15 protein-coding genes are annotated in these 19,290 nt (G+C 66.3%); 4 read left to right on the top strand and 11 right to left on the bottom strand.

Annotation, left to right across the window (positions count from 1 at the left end; translation table 11 throughout):
* Positions 1–4 precede the first annotated feature (4 nt).
* From GTP41_RS07610 to GTP41_RS07595, 4 genes are read right to left on the bottom strand one after another with little or no spacing between them, the layout of a single operon-like run.
* On the bottom strand, positions 5–475 hold the full coding sequence (locus GTP41_RS07610) for a GNAT family N-acetyltransferase (protein ID WP_161024957.1): 471 nt from the start codon (positions 473–475) through the stop codon (positions 5–7).
* Positions 475–1,365, bottom strand: a complete 891-nt coding sequence (locus tag GTP41_RS07605) for a hypothetical protein (protein WP_161024956.1) — start codon at positions 1,363–1,365, stop codon at positions 475–477. Before GTP41_RS07605 ends, GTP41_RS07610 begins: the two co-directional genes overlap by 1 nt.
* Entirely contained in the window at positions 1,358–1,636 is a 279-nt protein-coding gene (locus GTP41_RS07600) for a hypothetical protein (protein ID WP_161024955.1), read from the bottom strand. Before GTP41_RS07600 ends, GTP41_RS07605 begins: the two co-directional genes overlap by 8 nt.
* A gap of 41 nt (positions 1,637–1,677) precedes the next feature.
* Positions 1,678–4,917, bottom strand: a complete 3,240-nt coding sequence (locus GTP41_RS07595; protein ID WP_161024954.1) for an error-prone DNA polymerase — start codon at positions 4,915–4,917, stop codon at positions 1,678–1,680.
* 55 nt (positions 4,918–4,972) lie between these two features.
* Here GTP41_RS07595 and GTP41_RS07590 point away from each other — a divergent pair, with 55 nt between their 5' ends.
* From GTP41_RS07590 to GTP41_RS07580, 3 genes are all read left to right on the top strand, one after another.
* Entirely contained in the window at positions 4,973–5,797 is an 825-nt protein-coding gene (locus tag GTP41_RS07590; RefSeq protein WP_161024953.1) for a PhzF family phenazine biosynthesis protein, read from the top strand.
* 114 nt (positions 5,798–5,911) lie between these two features.
* Positions 5,912–8,302 carry a TonB-dependent receptor plug domain-containing protein gene (locus GTP41_RS07585; protein WP_161024952.1) on the top strand — a complete coding sequence of 797 codons (2,391 nt, stop codon included), beginning with the start codon at positions 5,912–5,914 and terminating at the stop codon, positions 8,300–8,302.
* A 150-nt stretch (positions 8,303–8,452) separates the two neighbouring features.
* Entirely contained in the window at positions 8,453–8,644 is a 192-nt protein-coding gene (locus GTP41_RS07580) for a hypothetical protein (protein ID WP_161024951.1), read from the top strand.
* Here the strand turns inward: GTP41_RS07580 and coaD are convergent.
* From coaD to GTP41_RS07555, 5 genes are all read right to left on the bottom strand, one after another.
* Positions 8,641–9,768 carry a pantetheine-phosphate adenylyltransferase gene (gene coaD, locus GTP41_RS07575; protein WP_161024950.1) on the bottom strand — a complete coding sequence of 376 codons (1,128 nt, stop codon included), beginning with the start codon at positions 9,766–9,768 and terminating at the stop codon, positions 8,641–8,643. The genes GTP41_RS07580 and coaD overlap by 4 nt on opposite strands.
* Before the next feature lie 30 nt (positions 9,769–9,798).
* The gene (locus GTP41_RS07570; RefSeq protein WP_161025010.1) at positions 9,799–11,133 is read right to left on the bottom strand and encodes an ATP-binding protein; all 1,335 of its coding nucleotides are present in this window, start codon (positions 11,131–11,133) and stop codon (positions 9,799–9,801) included.
* A complete protein-coding gene (locus GTP41_RS07565) occupies positions 11,133–11,792 on the bottom strand; it encodes a response regulator (RefSeq protein WP_161024949.1) in 660 nt (219 codons plus the stop codon). Before GTP41_RS07565 ends, GTP41_RS07570 begins: the two co-directional genes overlap by 1 nt.
* Positions 11,793–11,814: 22 nt before the next feature.
* On the bottom strand, positions 11,815–13,299 hold the full coding sequence (locus GTP41_RS07560; RefSeq protein WP_202419655.1) for a DegQ family serine endoprotease: 1,485 nt from the start codon (positions 13,297–13,299) through the stop codon (positions 11,815–11,817).
* Between the two features lie 119 nt (positions 13,300–13,418).
* Positions 13,419–13,874, bottom strand: a complete 456-nt coding sequence (locus GTP41_RS07555) for an Hsp20 family protein (RefSeq protein ID WP_161024948.1) — start codon at positions 13,872–13,874, stop codon at positions 13,419–13,421.
* Positions 13,875–14,109: 235 nt separating this feature from the next.
* Between GTP41_RS07555 and GTP41_RS07550 the strand changes: the two genes are divergently transcribed.
* Complete coding sequence (locus tag GTP41_RS07550) at positions 14,110–16,002, top strand: M61 family metallopeptidase (protein ID WP_161024947.1); 1,893 nt, start codon at positions 14,110–14,112, stop codon at positions 16,000–16,002.
* Between the two features lie 21 nt (positions 16,003–16,023).
* On the opposite strand, the gene GTP41_RS07545 is transcribed toward GTP41_RS07550, so the two are convergent.
* The gene (locus tag GTP41_RS07545; RefSeq protein ID WP_161024946.1) at positions 16,024–16,779 is read right to left on the bottom strand and encodes an alpha/beta hydrolase family protein; all 756 of its coding nucleotides are present in this window, start codon (positions 16,777–16,779) and stop codon (positions 16,024–16,026) included.
* Positions 16,780–16,828: 49 nt separating this feature from the next.
* Positions 16,829–19,273 (bottom strand): EAL domain-containing protein, encoded by a 2,445-nt coding sequence (locus GTP41_RS07540; RefSeq protein WP_161024945.1) that lies wholly within the window; start codon positions 19,271–19,273, stop codon positions 16,829–16,831.
* Positions 19,274–19,290 lie beyond the last annotated feature (17 nt).

The raw sequence follows: 19,290 nt of genomic DNA, 5'->3' as shown, positions 1-19,290 counted from the left end.
GGCGCTAACGCGGCGCCAGCTCGAGCCGCATCGGGATGAAGCGCAGCCCGTGCATTTCCGCCATCGGGCCGGTCGGCACGAAGCCCAGGTGGCTGTACATGTCCTGCGCGAAGTCGGACGCGTTGACCGTGAAAGCGCCTGGGTTGCCGCGCGCCAGCGCCGCGTCCCGGGCCATGTGCCATAAGCGCTTGCCGAGACCCTGCCCGTGCCAGGGCGCGCCCACGTAAAGGCTGAACAGGTGCGTGTGATCGCGCACCGCCGCCACGCCGGCCAATAGCGCGCCATCGTACGCCACATGGTAGGTGTAATTGTCCGCCTGCAGGTTGCGGCGGATGATGTCCGGCTGCAGCGTGACCAGGAATTCCTCCGCGCCCGCGCCGTCCGGCGCGATGGTCAGGTAAGGCTGCAGCGACAGGATCAGTGCACTGATCGCCGCCGCATCCCCGGCTACTCCTTGCCGCAGTTTCAACGCCATCAAAATCCTCGTACGATATTTTCGCCTTCGACCAGCACATACTTTCGCCCATCGAACTTATAGCGCGCCAGGCCGGAGTGCTCCTTGCGCTCGCGCGCCGCGTCTTCCGGTGCATCGTCCGGCCGGATATCCTCATAGCCGTTGAAGCGCAGCACCAGGTCATCATATCGGGCGCCAGGGCGTTTTTCAAACTGCCATTTGCCTGCAGTCGTCCAGCACATCGCCTTATCTCCGCCGCAGGCGCCTTCATCGCTGGAGAAGACCGCTACGCCACCAGTCAGGTCATGCATGGCGCGGTCGCTCAAATCGAATACCGACAGGTGGCTGATGGTATAGCCCTGCCAGGTACCGCCGTGCTGCACGGTGAAGCCCGGCCGGCCCGCGCCCAGCATCACCCACTCCACCTCGCCGAACTGACCGAAGGAACCCAGCTCGGCGACGTTTTCGTGGCGTGCCTCGACCCGCCACCGGCCATCCGCCTGGCGCAGCAAATAAGCGCTCAGCAGGCCCGGCATGGCGTGCGACGCCATGCCCTCCTCCTTGTCATCGGCCATCTGCGCATTGGCCACCACGGCGACCCGCCCATCCGCCAGTGCATGCATGGCAACCGGCTCCAGGCGATAGATGCCGACCGCGTCGCGCTGGTCCGGGCTGGGCATCTCCACCAGCAAGTAGTTGTCGCGCGCCGCCTCGGCGCCGTACACGGCGCGCAGCAGTTCCATCATGCGCGCCTGCTCTTCCTTGGCCGACATGGCCTTGGGTGCGGCTGCGACCGGTGCCGCCGCCACGGCTGGCGCGGCCGCCAGCGTCGCCACCTGCCCCGCCGGTTCTTTGCCACAGCCCGCCAGCGCGCACGCCGCCAACAGCGCGCCAATCGTCCATTTAGCCATCGACGCCCTCCGCAATATTCTCACCACTCAGCAAACGCAAGCCCTTCTCGTGCAGGGCGTAGCGCACAGTCGCCATGACCTGGCACGGCGCTTGCGCGCTGGCGCGCACGGCCGCGCCGAACACGACGCGCATGACATCGAGTTCCAGTCTTTGTTGGGCATCCAGGCTGGCGGCGGGAGCGGCTGCGGTGGCGGGCGGTGCGGGCGGGGTATCCGGGGTGCGCTGGCAGGCGGCGAGCAGGCCGAGGGCCAGCACGGGGATTAATTTCATTTTCATACTAAAATTTTAACATCGCGACTGGGCGCGCATTCTCAATGAAAATCACGGCTCGGCGTCGGCAGGCGGCCCAGCATATGCGACAGGTCGACCAGGCGCCGCGCCACCAGATGGCGCACGATGCCCTCCGTCTGCCACACGCCGTACACGCCCAGCAGGCGCGCCCCCAGCACCTCGCGCCGGTACTTGTCCACCAGGTCGGGCCACACGATCACGTTGACGTTGCCCGTCTCGTCTTCCAGCGTGACAAACAGCACCCCCTTCGCGGTGCCGGGACGCTGGCGGCCGGCGACAATGCCGGCGCCGCGCGCCAGCTGGCCGTTGCTGAAGGTGTTCAGCACCTCGGCCGGGAAGAAGCGCTTGGCCAGCAAGGCCTGGCGCAGCAGCGCCAGCGGATGCCGGCCCAGGGTCAGTCCCTGCGCGCGGTAGTCGCTGAGGATTTCCTCGCCTTCGCTCGGCGGCACCAGTTGCGGCGCCTCCTCCTCCACCTGGGTGGGCCGCAGCAAGTCCTTGTCCGGCACCGCGCCCGCCGCGTCCCACAAAGCCTGGCGGCGGTTGCCGGCCAGCGCCTGCAAGGCGTTCCCGCCCGCCAGCACCTGCAGGCAATGGCGATCCAGCCCGGCGCGCCGCGCCAGCTCGCCCACGTTGGCGAATGGCCGCACTTGGCGTTCGGCCTCGATCCGCTTCGCCGCCTCCTCGCGCATGCCGCTCAACACCGACATGCCCAGCCGCACCGCCGGCTGGCGGCGCCCGCCCCGCGCGCGCAGCGCGGCAAGGAACTCCCCTGCCGTCACATCGCGCTCAAACCGCGCCGCTTCCTGCGCAGGCGCTGGCGCCTCCTCCAGCTCCTCCAGCGACGATTCCCAGCCGCTGACCGTCACATCCACCGGCCGCACTTCAATCCCGTGGCACTTGGCATCCTGCACCAGTTGCGAGGCGCTATAGAAGCCCATCGGCAGGCTATTCAGCAAAGCGCACAGGAAGGCCGCCGGCTCATGGCATTTGAGCCAGGAGCTGGCATATGTCAGCAAGGCGAAGCTGGCCGCATGCGATTCCGGAAAACCGTACTCGCCAAAACCCTGGATCTGCTGACAGATCTGCAGCGCAAAGGCCTCGTCATAGCCGTTCCTGAGCATGCCGCCGACAATGCGCTCCTGGTATTTCTCCAGCCCGCCCTTGCGCTTCCAGGCCGCCATGGAGCGCCGCAGCTGGTCCGCCTCGCCCGGCGTGAAATCGGCGGCATCGATCACCACCTGCATCACCTGCTCCTGGAAGATCGGCACGCCCAAGGTGCGCGCCAGGGCCTTCTCCAGCCCGCGCGGGATGTGCGGCTTCACCTTGCCCATGCGCCGCTGCAAATACGGGTGCACCATGCCGCCCTGGATCGGCCCCGGACGCACGATCGCCACTTCGATCACCAGGTCGTAGAACACGCGCGGCTGCAGGCGCGGCAGCATGCTCATTTGCGCCCGCGACTCGATCTGAAACACGCCGATGGTATCGGCGCGGCAGATCATGTCGTAGGTCGCCTGGTCCTCCGGCGGCACGCTATTCAGGCCAAACGGCAGCCGGTGGCGCTGCGAGATCAGGTCGAAGGCGCGGCGCATGGCCGTCAGCATGCCCAGCGCCAGCACGTCCACCTTCAGCAAGCCCAGTTCCTCCAGGTCGTCCTTGTCCCATTGGATCACGCTGCGATCCTCCATGGCCGCATTCTCGATGGGCACCAGGCGCGACAGCTTGTCCTGCGAAATGACAAAACCGCCCACGTGCTGCGACAGGTGGCGCGGGAAGCCGAGCAATTGCAGCGCCAGGTAGGCCCACTGGTGCGCCAGCGCCGAATCGGGGTCCATGCCGCATTCGGCAAAGCGCTCCAGCACTTCGCTCTTGCGGTCGAACCAGCGGTGCGACTTGGCCACCTTCTCCACGATCGCCAGGTCCACGCCCAGCGCCTTGCCGCTGTCGCGCAGCGCGCTCTTGGTGCGGTAGCAGATCACGGTGGCCGCCAGTGCCGTGCGGTGGCGGCCGTACTTGTTGTAGATGTACTGGATCACCTCTTCGCGCCGCTGGTGCTCGAAATCGACGTCGATATCGGGCGGCTCGTTGCGCTCGACCGAGATGAAGCGCCCCACCACGCTATTGCCGCGCACCGGATCGACCGAGGTCACGCCAAGGCAGAAGCAGACCGCCGAATTGGCCGCCGAACCGCGCCCCTGGCACAGGATGCCGATCGAACGCGCGTAACGCACGATGTCGTACACGGTGAGGAAAAAATACTCGTAGCGCAGCTGCGCCACCAGGTCCAGCTCCATTTCGATCTGGGCCCGCACGGTCGGCGGAATGCCGTGCGGGTAGCGCCATTCCGCGCCAAGGTAGGTTTCCTGGCGCAGGAAGCTGGCCGGCGTGTAGCCCGGCGGGATCAGCTCGTGCGGGTACTCGTAGCGCAACTCCTCCAGCGAGAAGGTGCACAGCTGCGCAATGCGCAGCGTTTCCTCCAGCGCCGGCGCCGGGTAGACATTGGCCAGGCGCAGGCGCGAACGCAAATGCTGCTCGGCGTTCTGCGCCAGGTCGTAACCGCATTCCGACACCGGCTTGCCAAGGCGCACCGCGCTCAGGGTATCGTGCAGCGGCTTGCGCGAACGGACATGCATGCAGACGTGGCCGGCGGCAGTCACGCGCAGGCCGTGCTGCAGCGCGACTTCCGCGATGGCCGCCTGGTGCGCCTCGTCGAAGGCGCGCCCCAGCAGGGTCAGGCCGACCCAGCTGCGGCCGGCGAAGGTGGACGCCATCCAGGCCGCCTGCCGGTGCAGCCGCTCCACGCTGGCCGGATACTCCGGCAGCAGGACCAGCAGGCAATCGGGCATGCCGCGCAAATGGGCGCGCTCGGGCGGCGGGTCGGCGAAATCGTCCGGGTGCAGCCGGTAACTGCCCTTGTCGGCGCGCATGCGGCCCAGGGTGATCATTTCCGACAGGTTGCCGTAGCCGTTGCGGTTGGTGGCCAGCGCCAGCAGCGAGAGCGCCGCGCTGCCATCGGCATGGGTCAGGTGGAAATGGGCGCCGATCAGCAGCTGCAGGCCGCTCTCCCTGGCCGCCGCATGCGCGCGTACCACCCCGGCCAGCGAGCACTCGTCGGTGATGGCCAGCGCGCTATAGCCGAGCTTGAGCGCGCGCGCCACCAGTTCTTCCGAGTGCGAGGCGCCGTGCAGGAATGAAAAATTCGTCAGGCAGAACAGCTCCGCGTAATCGGGCAAGCCTGGACGAGGTAACTGTATATCCATACAGTATTTTACACCGCCGCCAGCAGCCGGCGCCACCCTCCTGTATCCTGTGCCGATGGATATTTATGAACTGAAATGTTTCGGGATCGACAAGCTGGGCGGCAATCCGGCGCTGGTCATCGTCGACGGCCCGCCGGACGCGCAAGCGCGGCAAGCATTCGCTCAAGACGCCAAGCTAAGCGCCTGCGTCTTCGTCGACCCCGGCAGCGCGGGCGCGGCGTGGACGCTGGACTACTTCTACCCGCATATGCGTTCCCCGCTCTGCCTGCACGCCACCCTGGCGGCCGGCAAAATCCTGCTGGCGGGCGGCAATGGCCCGCTGGCCGTGCGCACCGCCCTGCGCGGCCAGGCCTTGCAACTGACGCGCAGCGGCAACCAGGTCTTCGCCGCCCTCGCGCCGCAGACGGCGCCTGAGGTGGTGCCCGGGCCGGGCGAAGCCGGCCTGGGCGGGCTGGCCCGCCGCCTGCTGGCCCCGCCGGGCCAGGGGCACGGGCCGGCTCTGGCCTCGGCGCCCGCCCTCGCCTCGGTGGGCAGCCCCAAACTGCTGGCCGAGGTGGCGGACAGCGCCACCCTGCAAGCGCTGGCGCCCGACCTGGCCGCCATCCACGACTGGGGTAAAGCGCAGGGGGTGAGCGGCGTGTACGCCTGGTGCCGCCGCCCTGACGGCGCCTTCGAAGGCCGCAACTTCAACCACCTCGACCCGGCCCTGGAAGACAGCGCCACCGGGGTGGCCGCCGGCGCGCTCACGCTCCACCTCGGGCACGGCATCCGGCTGTACCAGGGCGCCAACCGCGGCCAACCCTGCCTGCTGCAGACCGCGCTGGCCGCCGGCCAGGTCCTGGTCGGCGGCAACGCAATGCCGGTGCCGGGCGCGCCCTAGCATTTAGGCCATGTTGCAAAAATAAAACACAGGGGCGTGACGATTCAAGCATCGCATACCGATAGTTGGCGGCGTTCTATAGAATGACCTGCAACTTTTTGTCGGAGAAACCGCATGACCCGTCACTCGATGCTGCACAAAGCCGTCCTGTCCGCGCTGTATGGCGCCGGCGCCCTGTCCACCCTGGCCGCCTTGCCGGCCATTGCACAAACGCAAACCGCCAGCGGCGACATGACCGTCGTCAACGTGGTCGGTTCGCGCCGCGCCACCAGCTCCACCACCGACACGGTGGCGCCGATCGACGTGATCCCGCTGTCGAAAGCCAGCGAGCAAGGCGCCCAGTTCGACCTGGCGCAAACCCTGACCTATATCTCGCCCTCGTTCAACTCGACGCGCCAGACCGGCGCCGACGGCGCCGACCTGGTGGACTCCGCCGCCCTGCGCGGCCTGAGCTCGGACCAGACCCTGGTGCTGGTGAACGGCAAGCGGCGCCACACCACCGCCCTGGTCAATATCTTCGGCGCGCGCAACCGCGGCTCCACCGGCACCGACATGAACGCCATTCCCGTGATGGCGATCAAGGACGTGCAGGTGCTGCGCGACGGCGCCGCCGCGCAATACGGCTCCGACGCGATTGCCGGCGTGATGGATATCGGCCTGAAAAAGAATGTCGGCTGCGAATCGGCGGTCGGCTTCGGCCAGTATGGCGCCGGCGACGGCAAGAACTGGCTGGCCTCGGCCTACTGCGGCTTTGCGGTGGCGGGCGGCACGGTCGGCATCACCGGCGAATACCTCGACCGCGGCCGCTCCAACCGCGCCGAAGAGGGCAACCCACGCACCATCGGCGACTCCAAGACCGAGAACCAGACCGTGTACCTGAATGGTGAACTCCCGGCCGGCCCGGGCCGCGTCTACTTCACCGGCGGCGTGCAGCAGCGCGACGCTTCGAGCGGCGCCTGGGCGCGCGACGGCGTCGACGACGTGCCGACCCGCAACTCCGCCGCCATGTACCCGAACGGCTTCGTGCCTTTCATCAACGGCGACCTGGACGACCGCTACGCCATCGTCGGCTTCAAGCAGAAGTTCGGCGACTGGAATGCCGACCTGTCGCAAACCTACGGCTACAACCGCCTGATGTACAACATCAGCAACACCCTGAACGCCTCGATCGCCAACCTCGACCGCCTGAACGGCGGCAAGGGCGTCAGCAAGAGCGAATTCGACGCCGGCGGCTTCTCCTTCCAGCAGTCGACCACCAACTTCGACATGAACCGCTACTTCCAGGGCCTGGTGGGCGACGGCGTGAACGTGGCCTTCGGCGCCGAATACCGCGCCGAGAAATACAAGATCTTCGCCGGCGAGCCGGGCTCCTACATCGACGCCGACGGCGCGGCGGAAGACAGCGGCCGCGCCGGCAGCCAGGGCTTCCCCGGCTTCCGTCCGAGCGACGAGACCAGCGCCAAACGCCACAGCAGCGCCGCCTACCTCGACCTGGAATTCGACCTGAGCAAGGACGCCAAGCTGCAGGGCGCCCTGCGCTGGGAGAAATTCAGCGACTTCGGCTCCACCGTGACCGGCAAGATTGCCGGCAGCTACCGCCTGGCGGACCCGGTCCTGCTGCGCGGCTCGGCCTCCACCGGCTTCCGCGCGCCATCGCTGCAGCAGGCTTACTTCTCCTCCACCTACACCGACTTCGTGGGCGGCGTGCCGACCGATATTTCGATCACCCCGGCCGTTGGCGCGGTCGGCAAGATCGCCGGCCTCGACCCGCTGAAGGAAGAGAAGTCGCGCAGCTTCACCCTGGGCGCGACCTGGACCCCGAACGACACGCTGTCGGTCACGGCCGACCTGTACCGCATCAACATCAAGGACCGCATCGTGCTGTCCGGCCTGTTCAGCGAAGACAACTACCCGGCCCTGGCCGCCAAGCTGGCGACCCTGGGCGTGGGCGGCGCGCAGTTCTTCGTCAACTCGGTCGACACCAAGACCCAGGGCCTGGACCTGACCGCCTCGCACAAGGGCAGCCTGTTCGGCAACAAACTGACCAGCTTCCTGGCCATGAACTTCAGCAAGACCGAAGTGACCGACATCCACGCCCCGGCCGCGCTGAACGGCTTTGAAGACGTGCTGCTGTCCGAGCGCGAACGCCTGTACCTGGAGCAAGGCGGCCCGCGCCGCAAAGCCACGCTGGGCTTCGACTACGTCACCGGCGCGCTGGAAACCAGCTTCAAGGTGATCCACTTCGGCCCGCAGACACTGGGCACCTGGAGCGGCACGGCAGCCGGCGTGCCGAACCAGAAGTACGAAGCGAAAACCTCGGCCGACCTCGGCTTCACTTACAGCTTCCTGAAGAACGCCAAGTTCAGCTTCGGCGCCGCCAACATCTTTGACGTGCACCCAAGCAAGCAGAACCCGGACGAAACCGACAACGGCTTCAAGTACGAAAGCGTCCAGTTCGGCCTGAACGGCGTCTCCTACTTCGCCCGCCTGCACGTCAAGTTCTAAACCAAAATTCGGGGTCAGGTCTGACAATCGGACAATTTGCTACGCAAATTGTCCGATTGTCAGACCTGACCCCGAATCTTTGATGTAACGCAAAACTTCCCCCGGTTAATTGATGCATCGTGGATTTACTTTCCACTCGGAGGAGGTGCTATGGCTGCAATGACTATCCACCTGGCAGGCGAAGTGATTTCCGCTATCGCGAAATGGGCGCCGCTGGAGCACATGTCGGCGGAGGAGTTCATCCTCTGCGCCGTGTCGGAGAAGTGCGAGAAGGCGCATGCGCTGGAGGAGGTGGAGCGCTTCTGGCAGCAGCTGGCAGCGCCCCTCCCCGGCCGGAATTAAGCCTGCAGCAGCGCCAGCTCGGCGCTCATATTGGCGATCGCCATGGCCGTGTAGTTGTCGGTGAAGAAGGGGTCGGCGAACAGGGTGCCGGCTTCGGCCTTGCCGCGCAGGTGGGCCAGGATGGCGGCGCGCTGGCTGTTGTAGCGCTGTTCCGGCACGTGGGCGTATTCGGCGCGGATGCCGCGCGCGTAGGCCTGGTACACCACGGCTTCCTGGCCGAGGATGGCCAGGTCCACCGACAGCATGGTGTCTTTCAGCGGGTGCACGATGGCGCCGCCCTGGAAGTGGTCGGTGGCGCGGATCAGCGTCGCCACGTCCTCCGCGCGCAAGACGTCCGGCTCCAGGCCGCTGCCCAGCCACAGGCGCGCGCTGGCTTCCTCGTTCGAGACCTCGCCGGCGCCATGGGCGTAGACCGCGTCGTGGAACCAGAAGGCGGCCTTCACCAGCGCCACATCGGCCGGCGCGGCGCCGGTATTGGCGGCCCAGGCGCGGATCTCGGCCAGGCCGTGCACCAAGTGGTCCAGGTTGTGGTAGTGGCGCTCGGCGCCGCCGTAGGCCGCGGCTCCCGTCAGGCGCTCGAACCACTCGGCGCAGTGCGGGCGTTCGCGCCACAGGCTGTCCCACTCCTTGCGCAGCCAGGCCAGGATCCAGGCCTGGTAGGCCGGCGCGGGCACGAATTTCTTCATGGTCCAGTTCCAGCCGACCGGGCCTTCCAGCGCTTTCACGAAGCTGGAGCTGACCGAACCGAGGTCGCGCGGCGGCATCACGAACAGGGTCTTGGCGCCGCCGATCACTTCCACATTGGTTTGCTGGATCAGGTTTTCATAATCGAAATCGGCGGTGCTGCGGATGCCGCGGATCAGGTAGTCGACCCCGTTGCGCTTGGCCACGCGCGCCGTGTATTCGCTTTTCACGATCTGCACCGAGACGTTGCCCCAGCCTAGCTCGGCGCAGCTGGCCAGCACGATGGCCTTGCGCTCCTCGGCGCTGAACTTGGGCGCCTTGCTGGAATTCTCGGACAGGAAGACCACCACTTCCTCGGCGATGGAACGCGCTTCGCCAATGACCCACATATGGCCGTTGGTGATGGGGTCCAAGGTCCCCGAGAAACCGATCTTCTGCATTGCCCTGCTCCGGATGTCGAAAACGCCATTCTAGCGCGGGGCAAACTCCACCGTCACTTTCAATCCGCCCAGGCGTTCCGAGACGTCCAGCGCCAGCGTCGCGCCATGCCGTTCGGCGATGGCGCGGATGATGGCCAGCCCCAGCCCGCTGCCCTGGGCTTCGCTGCCCGGCACGCGGTAAAAGCGGTGGAACACGCGCTCGCGCTCCTCGGGCGCGATGCCGGGGCCGCTGTCCTCGACCACCAGGCGCGCGCCGGCGCCGGCATTGGCGGCCAGCACCGAGACGTCCACCATGCCGCCGGCAGGCGTGTATTTGACAGCGTTGTCGACCAGGTTGCGCAGCAAAATCAGCAGCGCGTCGCCCTGCCCTTCCACCGTGGACTCGTCGGCCTGCTCCAGCCCCAGGTCGATCTCGCGCGCCTGCGCCGCGCCGGCCATATCGCCCACGGCGCGCTTGGCCAGGTCGGTCAGGCTGACCGGCTCCAGCTTGGCGTCGGCCGCTTCGGTGCGCGCCAGCACCAGCAGCTGCTCCACCAGGCGCGAGGCGCGTTCCACGCCGGCCGCCAGGCGGCTGATCGCCAGCTCGCGCGCCTCGCTGCAGTCGGCGCGCGCCAGGCTGAGGATTTGCAGCTTGAGCGCGGCCAGCGGCGTGCGCAGCTCGTGCGCGGCATCGGCCACGAAATTCTGCTGCGCTTCAAACGCGGTACCGACGCGCTTGAACAGCAGGTTCAGTTCCTGCACCAGCGGCCGTACCTCGTCCGGCAGTTCGGCGTCCGACACCTCGGACAGATCATCGGCCTTGCGCGAGGCCAGCTGCCGCTGCACGCGCGCCACCGGGCCTAGCGAGCCGGAGACCACCCACCACACCACCAGCATCAGCACCGGCGCCATCAGGGCAATCGGGCCGACGGTGCGCAGCGCCAGCGTGCCCGCCATGCGCTTGCGCACCGCCAGGTCCTGCGCGATCTGGATGGTCTGGGTTGCGGTCTGCGCCGAGAACACGCGGTAAGTGGTGCCGTTGGCGCGCACATTGGAAAAGCCCAGCACCGCGCGCTGCGGCAGCTCGGCGCGCGACAGCGAGCGGAAGACCTGGATGCCGTCCGGCGTCCACACCTGCACCACCATCTCGTCATTGCCGGGATCATTGGGGTCGGTGTTGCCGGTGGCGGCCATGGGCGCGTTGGAACGCAGCGACATGGCCATCTGCTGCATGTGGTAGTCGAAGATCTGGTCGGCGTCGTTCAGGGCCGAACTGTAGGCGATCATGGCCTGCGCCACGGCGGCCATGGTGATCGCCGCCAGCAAAAACCATAGCAGGCGCCCACGCAGCGAGTGCGTGACGTTGACCTTCGGGACCGCCATCATCATGCTTTAGGCACCATGTAGCCGAGGCCGCGCACGTTCTGGATCAGCTCCGCCCCCAGCTTCTTGCGCAGGCCGTGGATATACACTTCGACCGCGTTGGAATTGACCTCGTCCTTCCAGCTATAGAGTTTTTCCTCAAGCTGGGCGCGCGACAGCACGATGCCGGGGCGCGCGATCAGCGCCTCCAGCACCGCCCATTCGCGCGCCGACAGGTTGACCGGCTGCCCGTTGGCGATCACTTCGCGCGTTTGCGGGTTGATCGACACGCCCTTGTGCTCGAACACCGGTTCGGCGCGGCCGGCGGCGCGCCGCAGCAAGGCGCGGATGCGCGCCAGCAGCTCGTCCAGGTCGTAGGGCTTCAGCACGTAGTCGTCGGCGCCGGCGTCCAGGCCGGCGATGCGCTGCTCCACCGCGTCGCGCGCGGTGGCCACCAGCACCGGGGTCAGCTCCTTGCGCAGGCGCATGGAACGCAGGACTTCCAGCCCGTCCTTCTTGGGCAGGCCCAGGTCCAGCAGCACCAGGTCGTAAGTCTGGGTTTGCAGGGCCGTGTCGGCCATGGCGCCATCCTTGACCCAATCGACCGCGTAGTGCTCGGCCCTGAGCAGGTCGAGCACTACCTCGCCGATCATCGTGTCATCTTCTACCAGCAGGAGGCGCATTACATTCTTTCCTTATTGTTTTTTAACCGAGGCGCACCGGGATAAAGATGCGGTCCTCGCCGCGCTGAATCAGCAGCGCTACCGATTTAGTGGATTTTGCCACGAGGTCGCGCACTTCGTTCACGGAATTGACGGCGCGCCCGTTCACGGACAACAAAACGTCGCCCGGCTGCACCCCGGCGCTGGCGGCGGCGCCGCCGGCATCCTCGATCAGCAGGCCCGAAGCCAGGCCGGCTTCGCGCCGTTCCATCGGATCCAGCTGGCGCAGCGCCAGGCCGAGGCGCAGCTTGCTGGCCGCCTCGTCGTTCTGCACCGCCGCCACATTGCGCTCGGCGGCGTTGCCCAGCTTGCCCTCCAGGGTCACGTTCTTGCCCTGGCGCCAAACCTCGAGCGTGACTTTATCACCCGGCATGGCCTGGCCCACCATGGCCGGCAGGTCGCCCGATGCCACGATCTTCTGGCCGTTCATCTTGCGGATCACGTCGCCCGCCTTCAGGCCGATCTTATCGGCCGGGCCGCCGCGCTCCACGTTCGACACCAGCGCGCCTTCCGGCGACTCCAGGTCGAAGGAATCGGCGAAGCCCTGGTTCACCTCCTGCACCAGCACGCCCAGGCGCGCGTGCACCACCTTGCCGGTGGCGACGATCTGGTCGCGGATGCGGGTCGCCACATCGATCGGGATCGAGAACGACAGGCCCTGGTAGCCGCCGCTCTGGCTGTAGATCTGCGAGTTAATGCCGATCACTTCGCCGCGCGTATTGAACAGCGGGCCGCCCGAGTTGCCGGGGTTGATCGCCACGTCGGTCTGGATGAAGGGCACGTTGGAGTCGTCCGGCAGCGAACGGCCTTTGGCGCTGACCACGCCGGCGGTGACGGTGTTTTCCAGCCCGAACGGGGAGCCGATGGCCAGCACCCACTCGCCCACTTTGACGTCGCCCGAGCGGCCCAGCGGCACCACCGGCAGGTTCTTGGCGTCGATCTTCAGCACGGCGACGTCGGTCTTCGGGTCGGAGCCAAGCACCTTGGCGCGGAATTCGCGGCGGTCGGTCAGCTTGACCGTTACTTCGCTGGCGTCGCGCACCACGTGGGCATTGGTCAGGATGATGCCGTCGGCGCTGACGATAAAGCCGGAACCGACGCCGTGCGAGGGCACCGGCGCGCCGCCGCGGCCACGCTGGCCGGGCGCCTGGAAGCGGCGGAAGAATTCGTAGAACGGGTCATTTTCGGCATCCTGCTCGCCGCGGTACTGGGCCTTGGTGCTGCCGGTGGTGCTGATGTTCACCACGGCCGGGCCGTTGCGCGAAGCAATCACGCTGAAGTCGGGCAGGGAAATCATCGGCGCGGGCACAGGGGCCGGCGCGCCCTGGGCGGCATTGGCGGGGGCGGCGACAGCGACGGTTGCCTGCGGGGCGGCGAAGGCCTGGCTCTGCTGGACAGCGATGGCTGCACCGGCACCGACGACGCCGGCAGTGGCCAGGGCCAGGAACATGGTGGTGGTGTTGCGCATGATGTGAACTCCTGATGAAAACGACTTTCTCAACGGCTCCAATATGCGGGATGAAACTTAGACGCGTCTTAATGCAGAAAAGGCCGGAAATCCGGCCTTTTCAGGGGAGCGCAGCGCGCTTACGCGGCGGCTTTTTCTTCCAGCGCGGTGTGGTTCACAACGCCGTCGATGGCGATCTTGCGCGCTTTGAGCGCTTCAGGGATCTCGCGCACCAGTTCAATGGTGAGCATGCCGTTGTCGAAGGAGGCGCCGGTCACTTTCACGTGGTTGGCCAGCTGGAAGCGCTGCTCGAAGTCGCGGAACGCAATGCCACGGTGCAGGAAGGTCTTTTCCTGGCCGTCTTTCTGCTTGCGGCCGACCACGACGAGGGAGTCGCGCTCGGAAGTAATGTCGATTTCGCTGCGGTCGAAGCCGGCCAACGCCATCACGATACGGTACTGGTCTTCGGAAACCAGTTCGATATTGTACGGAGGGTAGCTGGGCTGGTCGCTGCGGTGCGAGTCGTTCAGCATCTGGGCCAGGCGGTCGAAGCCGATGGCGGAACGATACAGTGGAGTCAGGTCAAAAGTACGCATGGTTATATCCTTTTCAAGTTAAGCGATATGCAGGTCCTGCGGTCCCCGGCTGGGCAACCGCTGATTCGGATATAGGTGCCTCAAGACGGATTTCAAGGGATTTTTTTGGGAACCGCGGGGAACGGCAAACCAGGGGCGGCCCCAGGTTTTCCGGTTTCGCCAGTTTTACGTTTTGAAACAATTCGCTCCACCCTGCGTGCTACACTCGCCCGTCGCACTTTCCACATTGAAATAAATGAAACTGTTTAAGCAAACCGCCCTCGCCCTGTTGCTGGGTACCGCCTTCACCGCCCACGCCGGCCAGCTGATTCCGGCGCCGCAGGACCATGCCTACCCGGGCACGATCCTGATGAAGGTCGATGCCTCGAATACGGCCCAGAACATCTACCGCATCCAGCAGACCATCCCCGCCAAGCCGGGCAAGATGACGCTGCTGTTCCCGCAGTGGGTGACGGCGCAGCACGGCCCGACCGGCGCGTTGAACCAGTTCGCCGGCTTCAAGGCCAGCGCCAACGGCAAGCCCCTGTCCTGGCGCCGCGACAATGTGAACGTGTACGCCTTCCACCTCGAGGTACCGTCCGGCGCCAAGTCGATCGAGGTGGAATACCAGCACCTGGCGCCGACCGAAGCGGCGCAGGGCCGCACTTCGATCACGCCGGACATCCTGGGCATCCAGTGGCAGTCGATGACCATGTACCCGGCCGGCTATGCCACCCGCCGCATCCCGATCCAGACCACCCTGACCCTGCCGGCCGGCTGGCAGTACGGCTCCGCGCTGGAAGAAGCCGAGCGCAAAGGCGACGTGGTGACCTTCAAGACCACCGACGTGGAAACCTTTGTCGACTCGCCGCTGTTCGCCGGCCGCCACTTCAAGCGTTTCGACCTCGACCCGGGCGCCAAGCGTTCGGTGCACCTGAACGTGGTGGCCGATACCGCCGAGGCGCTGGAAGCCAAACCGGAGCACATCGAGCTGCACCGCAACCTGGTCAAGCAAGCCTATAAGCTGTTCGGCTCGCAGCATTTCAAGCACTACAATTTCCTGTTCGCGCTGAGCGATGAATTCGGCCGCGTGGGGCGCGAGCACCACCAGTCGAGCGAGAACGCGCTGAAGACCGACTACTTCACCGACTGGGCCAAGACCGAATCCGACCGCGGCCTGCTGCCGCATGAATTCACCCACTCCTGGAACGGCAAGTTCCGCCGCCCGAAAGGCCAGGATGTGCTGAACTTCAACCAGCCGCTGCAAAACGACCTGCTGTGGGTGTACGAAGGCCAGACCACCTACCACGGCCAGGTGCTGGCCGCGCGCTCGGGCCTGATGAAAGCGTCCAGCATCAAGGACAGCATCGCCGCCGCCGCCGCGCGCTACAGCATCATGAAGGGCCGCGAATGGCGCTCGGTGCAGGACACCACCTACGACCCGATCATCAATGCGCGCCGCGCCATCCCATGGTCGAACTACCAGCGCAGCGAGGACTACTACACCGAAGGCTCGCTGATCTGGCTGGACGTGGACACCAAGATCCGCGAACTGTCGGGCGACAAGCGTTCGCTGGACGACTTCGCGCTCAAGTTCTACGGCGTGGAAGACGGCCGCGTGGACGCGCTGCATTACACCTTCGACGACGTGGTGAAGACGCTCAACGCGGTGCAGGCGCACGACTGGGCCACCTACCTGCGCACCCGCATCGAGGAACTGGGCCCGGCGCCGCTGGACGGCATCACGCGCGCCGGCTACAAGCTGGTGTTCACCGAGAAGCAGACCGACTACCTGAAGGCGGCCGAGGACCGCAACAAGTCGGCCGACTTCACCTACTCGCTCGGCTTCAACGTGGGCAGCGAAGGCAAGATCGAAGGCATCCAGTGGGAAGGCCTGGGCTTCCAAGCCGGCCTGTCGGGCAATACCACCCTGCTGGCCGTGAACGGCCGCGCCTACAAGGCCGAAGCGCTGCGCAAGGCCATCACGGAGGCGAAAACCAGCAAGAAGCCGATCGAGCTGCTGGTGAAACGCGGCCAGCAATACCGCACCATCGCGCTGGAGTACTACGAAGGCCTGAAGTACCCGCGCCTGGAACGCATCGAAGGCACGCCGGACCGCCTGGAAGCGATCCTCGCACCGCGCCAGTAAGCCCCTCCCCGCCCGCGCGCGCTAGAGATAGCGCGCGCTCCATGCGGCGATCAGGTTCGCCGCATACACCGCATCCTCGCGCCGCGCCAGCAAATGGTCCGCCGTATCGAGCGAGACAAAACTCTTCGGATGCTTGGCCGCCGTAAAAATCTCCAGCGCATTATTGATGCCGACCGTGGTATCGCCCGGCGCGTGCATGACCAGCAGCGCCTTGCGCATGCCGGCGATCTTGTTGCGCAGGCTGTGTTCGGCCACGTCCTCCAGGAACTGGCGCTTGATGCGGAACGGCCGCCCGGCCAGCTGCACCATGGCTTCGCCGCGCGCGGTGATCTCGTCGATCTGCTCGCCGAACAGGTGGGCCACGTGCACCGGGTCGCTGGGTGCGGCGATGGTCACCACCGCCTGCGCTTCCGGCACGGTGCCGGCCAGGGCCAGCGTGGCGGCCCCGCCCAGGCTATGCCCGATCAGCAGGCGCGGCGCCTGGAATTCGCGCCGCAGGAAGCCGGCGGCAGCCTGCAGGTCCGTCACATTGGATGAGAAATTGGTGTTGGCGAAATCGCCTTCGCTGGCCCCGAGGCCGGTGAAGTCGAACCGCAACACGGCGATGCCGTGCTCGGTCAGCGCCTGCGCGATGCGGCTGGCCGCAATCACGTCCTTGCCGCAGGTGAAACAGTGCGCGAACAAGGCATAGGCGCGCGCCGTGCCCTCCGGCGCATCAAGGCGCGCTGCCAGCATCTGGCCGTCGGCGCCGGGGAAATCGAGTCGTTGTGCAAACATAGGCCGTCTCCTCTGTTTTGCGCCCCATCATACGCTGCTTTGGCCCGGCCTACCCGCCCTCCACCAAACGGTTCAGCGCCACCTGCAATTGCTCGCCGATGCGCTCCAGGTCGGCGGCCGCGTCGTACAGGGCCGACATTTCGCCATGTTCGAGGTGGCCCAGGATCTGGCGCGCCAGTTCGTGCTGCGCCTCGTGCAGGCGGTAGGCCATCTGCACCAGCTCGCCCGCTTGCGGGCTGTGCACCGCCTCCTCCAGCCACATATCGAGCCGGCACTGCTCATCGATAAAGGATGGCGCGGGCTGCTCGCGGCGCCGGATAAAGTCCAGCAGGGTGCGGATCCAGGCCTGGTGCTCGACCGTCGCCACCAGCAGCTGGGCGCTGTTGCGGCCCAGCACGCGGCACCCGGCCAGGCCTTCCGGCAGGCGCCAGCCGGCGGCCCACGCCAGCACCTGGCTGGCCGGCATGGGCCGCGCAATGCCGTAGCCCTGCCCCATCAGGCACCCCATTTGCACCAGCATGCGCGCATGTTCGATGCTTTCCACGCCTTCCGCGATCACTTCACGCTTGAAGGCGGCCGCCATGCCCAGCACGCCCTCCAGGATCGCCAGGTCGTCCGAGTCGACCAGCATATCGCGCACAAAGCTCTGGTCGATCTTGATGCGCTTGGCCGGCAACTGCTTCAGGTACAGCAAGGAGGAGTAGCCGGTGCCGAAATCGTCCAGCGCGAACGGCACGCCCAGCGTCGCGCACTCGGCGATCGTTTGCGACACGTGGCCGATGTCTTCCAGCGCGCTGGTCTCCAGCACTTCCAGCTTGATGCGGCCGGTGCCCACGCGCGGGTTGGCCTGCAGCTTGGCGCGCAGGCGCTCGACGAAATCGTGCTCCTGCAGCTTGGGGCTGCTCATATTCACGCTGACGGAAATATCCAGGCCCTCGTCCAGCCAGCGCTGGTGCTGGCGCAAGGCTTCGTCCAGCACCCAGTTGTCGAGCGAAGCGGCCACCGGGTGGCCCTCGATCAGCGGCAGGAACTCGGCCGGCGGCAGCAGCCCGCGCGCCGGGTGCTGCCAGCGGATCAGCGCCTCCACCGAATTCAGCTCGCCGCTCTGCAGGTTGACGATGGGCTGGTAGTACAGCACGAATTCATGGTTGGAGATGGCGCGCGCGATTTCATCGACCGGGCCGCTCAGACGGGCTTCGCTCGGCTGCAGGTCCTCGCCGAACAGGGCGTAGCGGTTTTTCCCCAGCGTCTTGGCGCGGTACATGGCCTGGTCGGCCTGGCGCATCAGTTGGTCGGCGTCGATGTCCACCGCTTGCGGGTATACCGCGACCCCGATACTGCCGGTCACGCGCAGCACCTTGCGGTCGACCACCACCGGCGCCGCCACCGCCTCCAGCAGGCGTACCACCATGGGCATAAAGTCGGCCACATTGTGCAGGTCGTCCAGCACCACCACGAACTCGTCGCCGCCCAGGCGGCACACGGTGTCGCATTCGCGCGTGGCGTGCGTCATGCGCGAGCCCAGCGCCACCAGCAGCTGGTCGCCGTACTCGTGCCCCATTTCGTCGTTGATGGCCTTGAAGCCGTCCAGGTCCAGGTAGGCCACCACCAGGCGGCTGCCGCGGCGGCGCGCCTGCGCCATGCCATGCTGCAGGCGGTCCGCCAGCAGGCGCCGGTTGGGCAGGCCGGTCAGCGGGTCGTAATGGGCGATGCGGTCCAGGTGCTGCGCCTGCAAGGTCTGTTTGGTGATGTCGGAAAAAATGCCGACATAGTTGACCGCCTTGCCGCGCGCATTGCGGATGCCGGTGATGGTCAGGCGCTCCACATACAGCTCGCCCGATTTGCGCCGGTTCCAGACTTCGCCCTGCCAGAAATTATCCTTGTGCAGGCGCTCCCACATGCCGTCGTAGAACTCGGCGTTTTGCCGCCCGGAACTGAGCATGCTGGGGTTGCGGCCGACGGCTTCGGCGCGCGTGTAGCCGGTGATCTTCTCGAAGGCGTCGTTGACGTCGATGATGGTGGCGTCGGCCGCCGTGATCATGATGCCCTCGCCCGCGTGCAGGAACACGCTGGCGGCAAAGCGCAGCTTTTCCTCGTTGCGCTTGCGTTCCGTGATATCGCTCAAGGTGCCGGACGCGCCGCTGGCCGCGCCGTCCGGGCCCAGAGTCAGGCGCACGAACACTTCCACCCAGCGAAAGCTGTGGTCGCGGTGCAGGTAGCGGATTTCGTGGCGGCAGTACTCGATTTCGCGCTTGAGCAGGGGCAGGAAACGCTGCTGGTTCAGCTTGCGGTCTTCCGGCCACAGGAAATTGAGGAAGGGCTTGCCCAGGCTGTCCTGCACCGGATGGCCAGTCAACTCTTCCCAGGCGGGATTGAGGAACGTCCAGCGGCCGGCAGCATCGGTCTGGAACACCACCTCTTTGAGGTTGTCCAGCACGGACTCCGCCAGCCTGGCACGCTCACCTGCGGTGGGTAGGGAAAGTTGATTTAGCATCAGGAAATTATAGTTGG

Origin of the sequence: Pseudoduganella guangdongensis (genome assembly GCF_009857475.1) — a bacterium.
Classification (GTDB): domain Bacteria; phylum Pseudomonadota; class Gammaproteobacteria; order Burkholderiales; family Burkholderiaceae_D; genus Rugamonas; species Rugamonas guangdongensis.
Note: the sequence above shows the minus strand (reverse complement) of the source record. Positions and strands in the feature narration are given on the sequence as shown.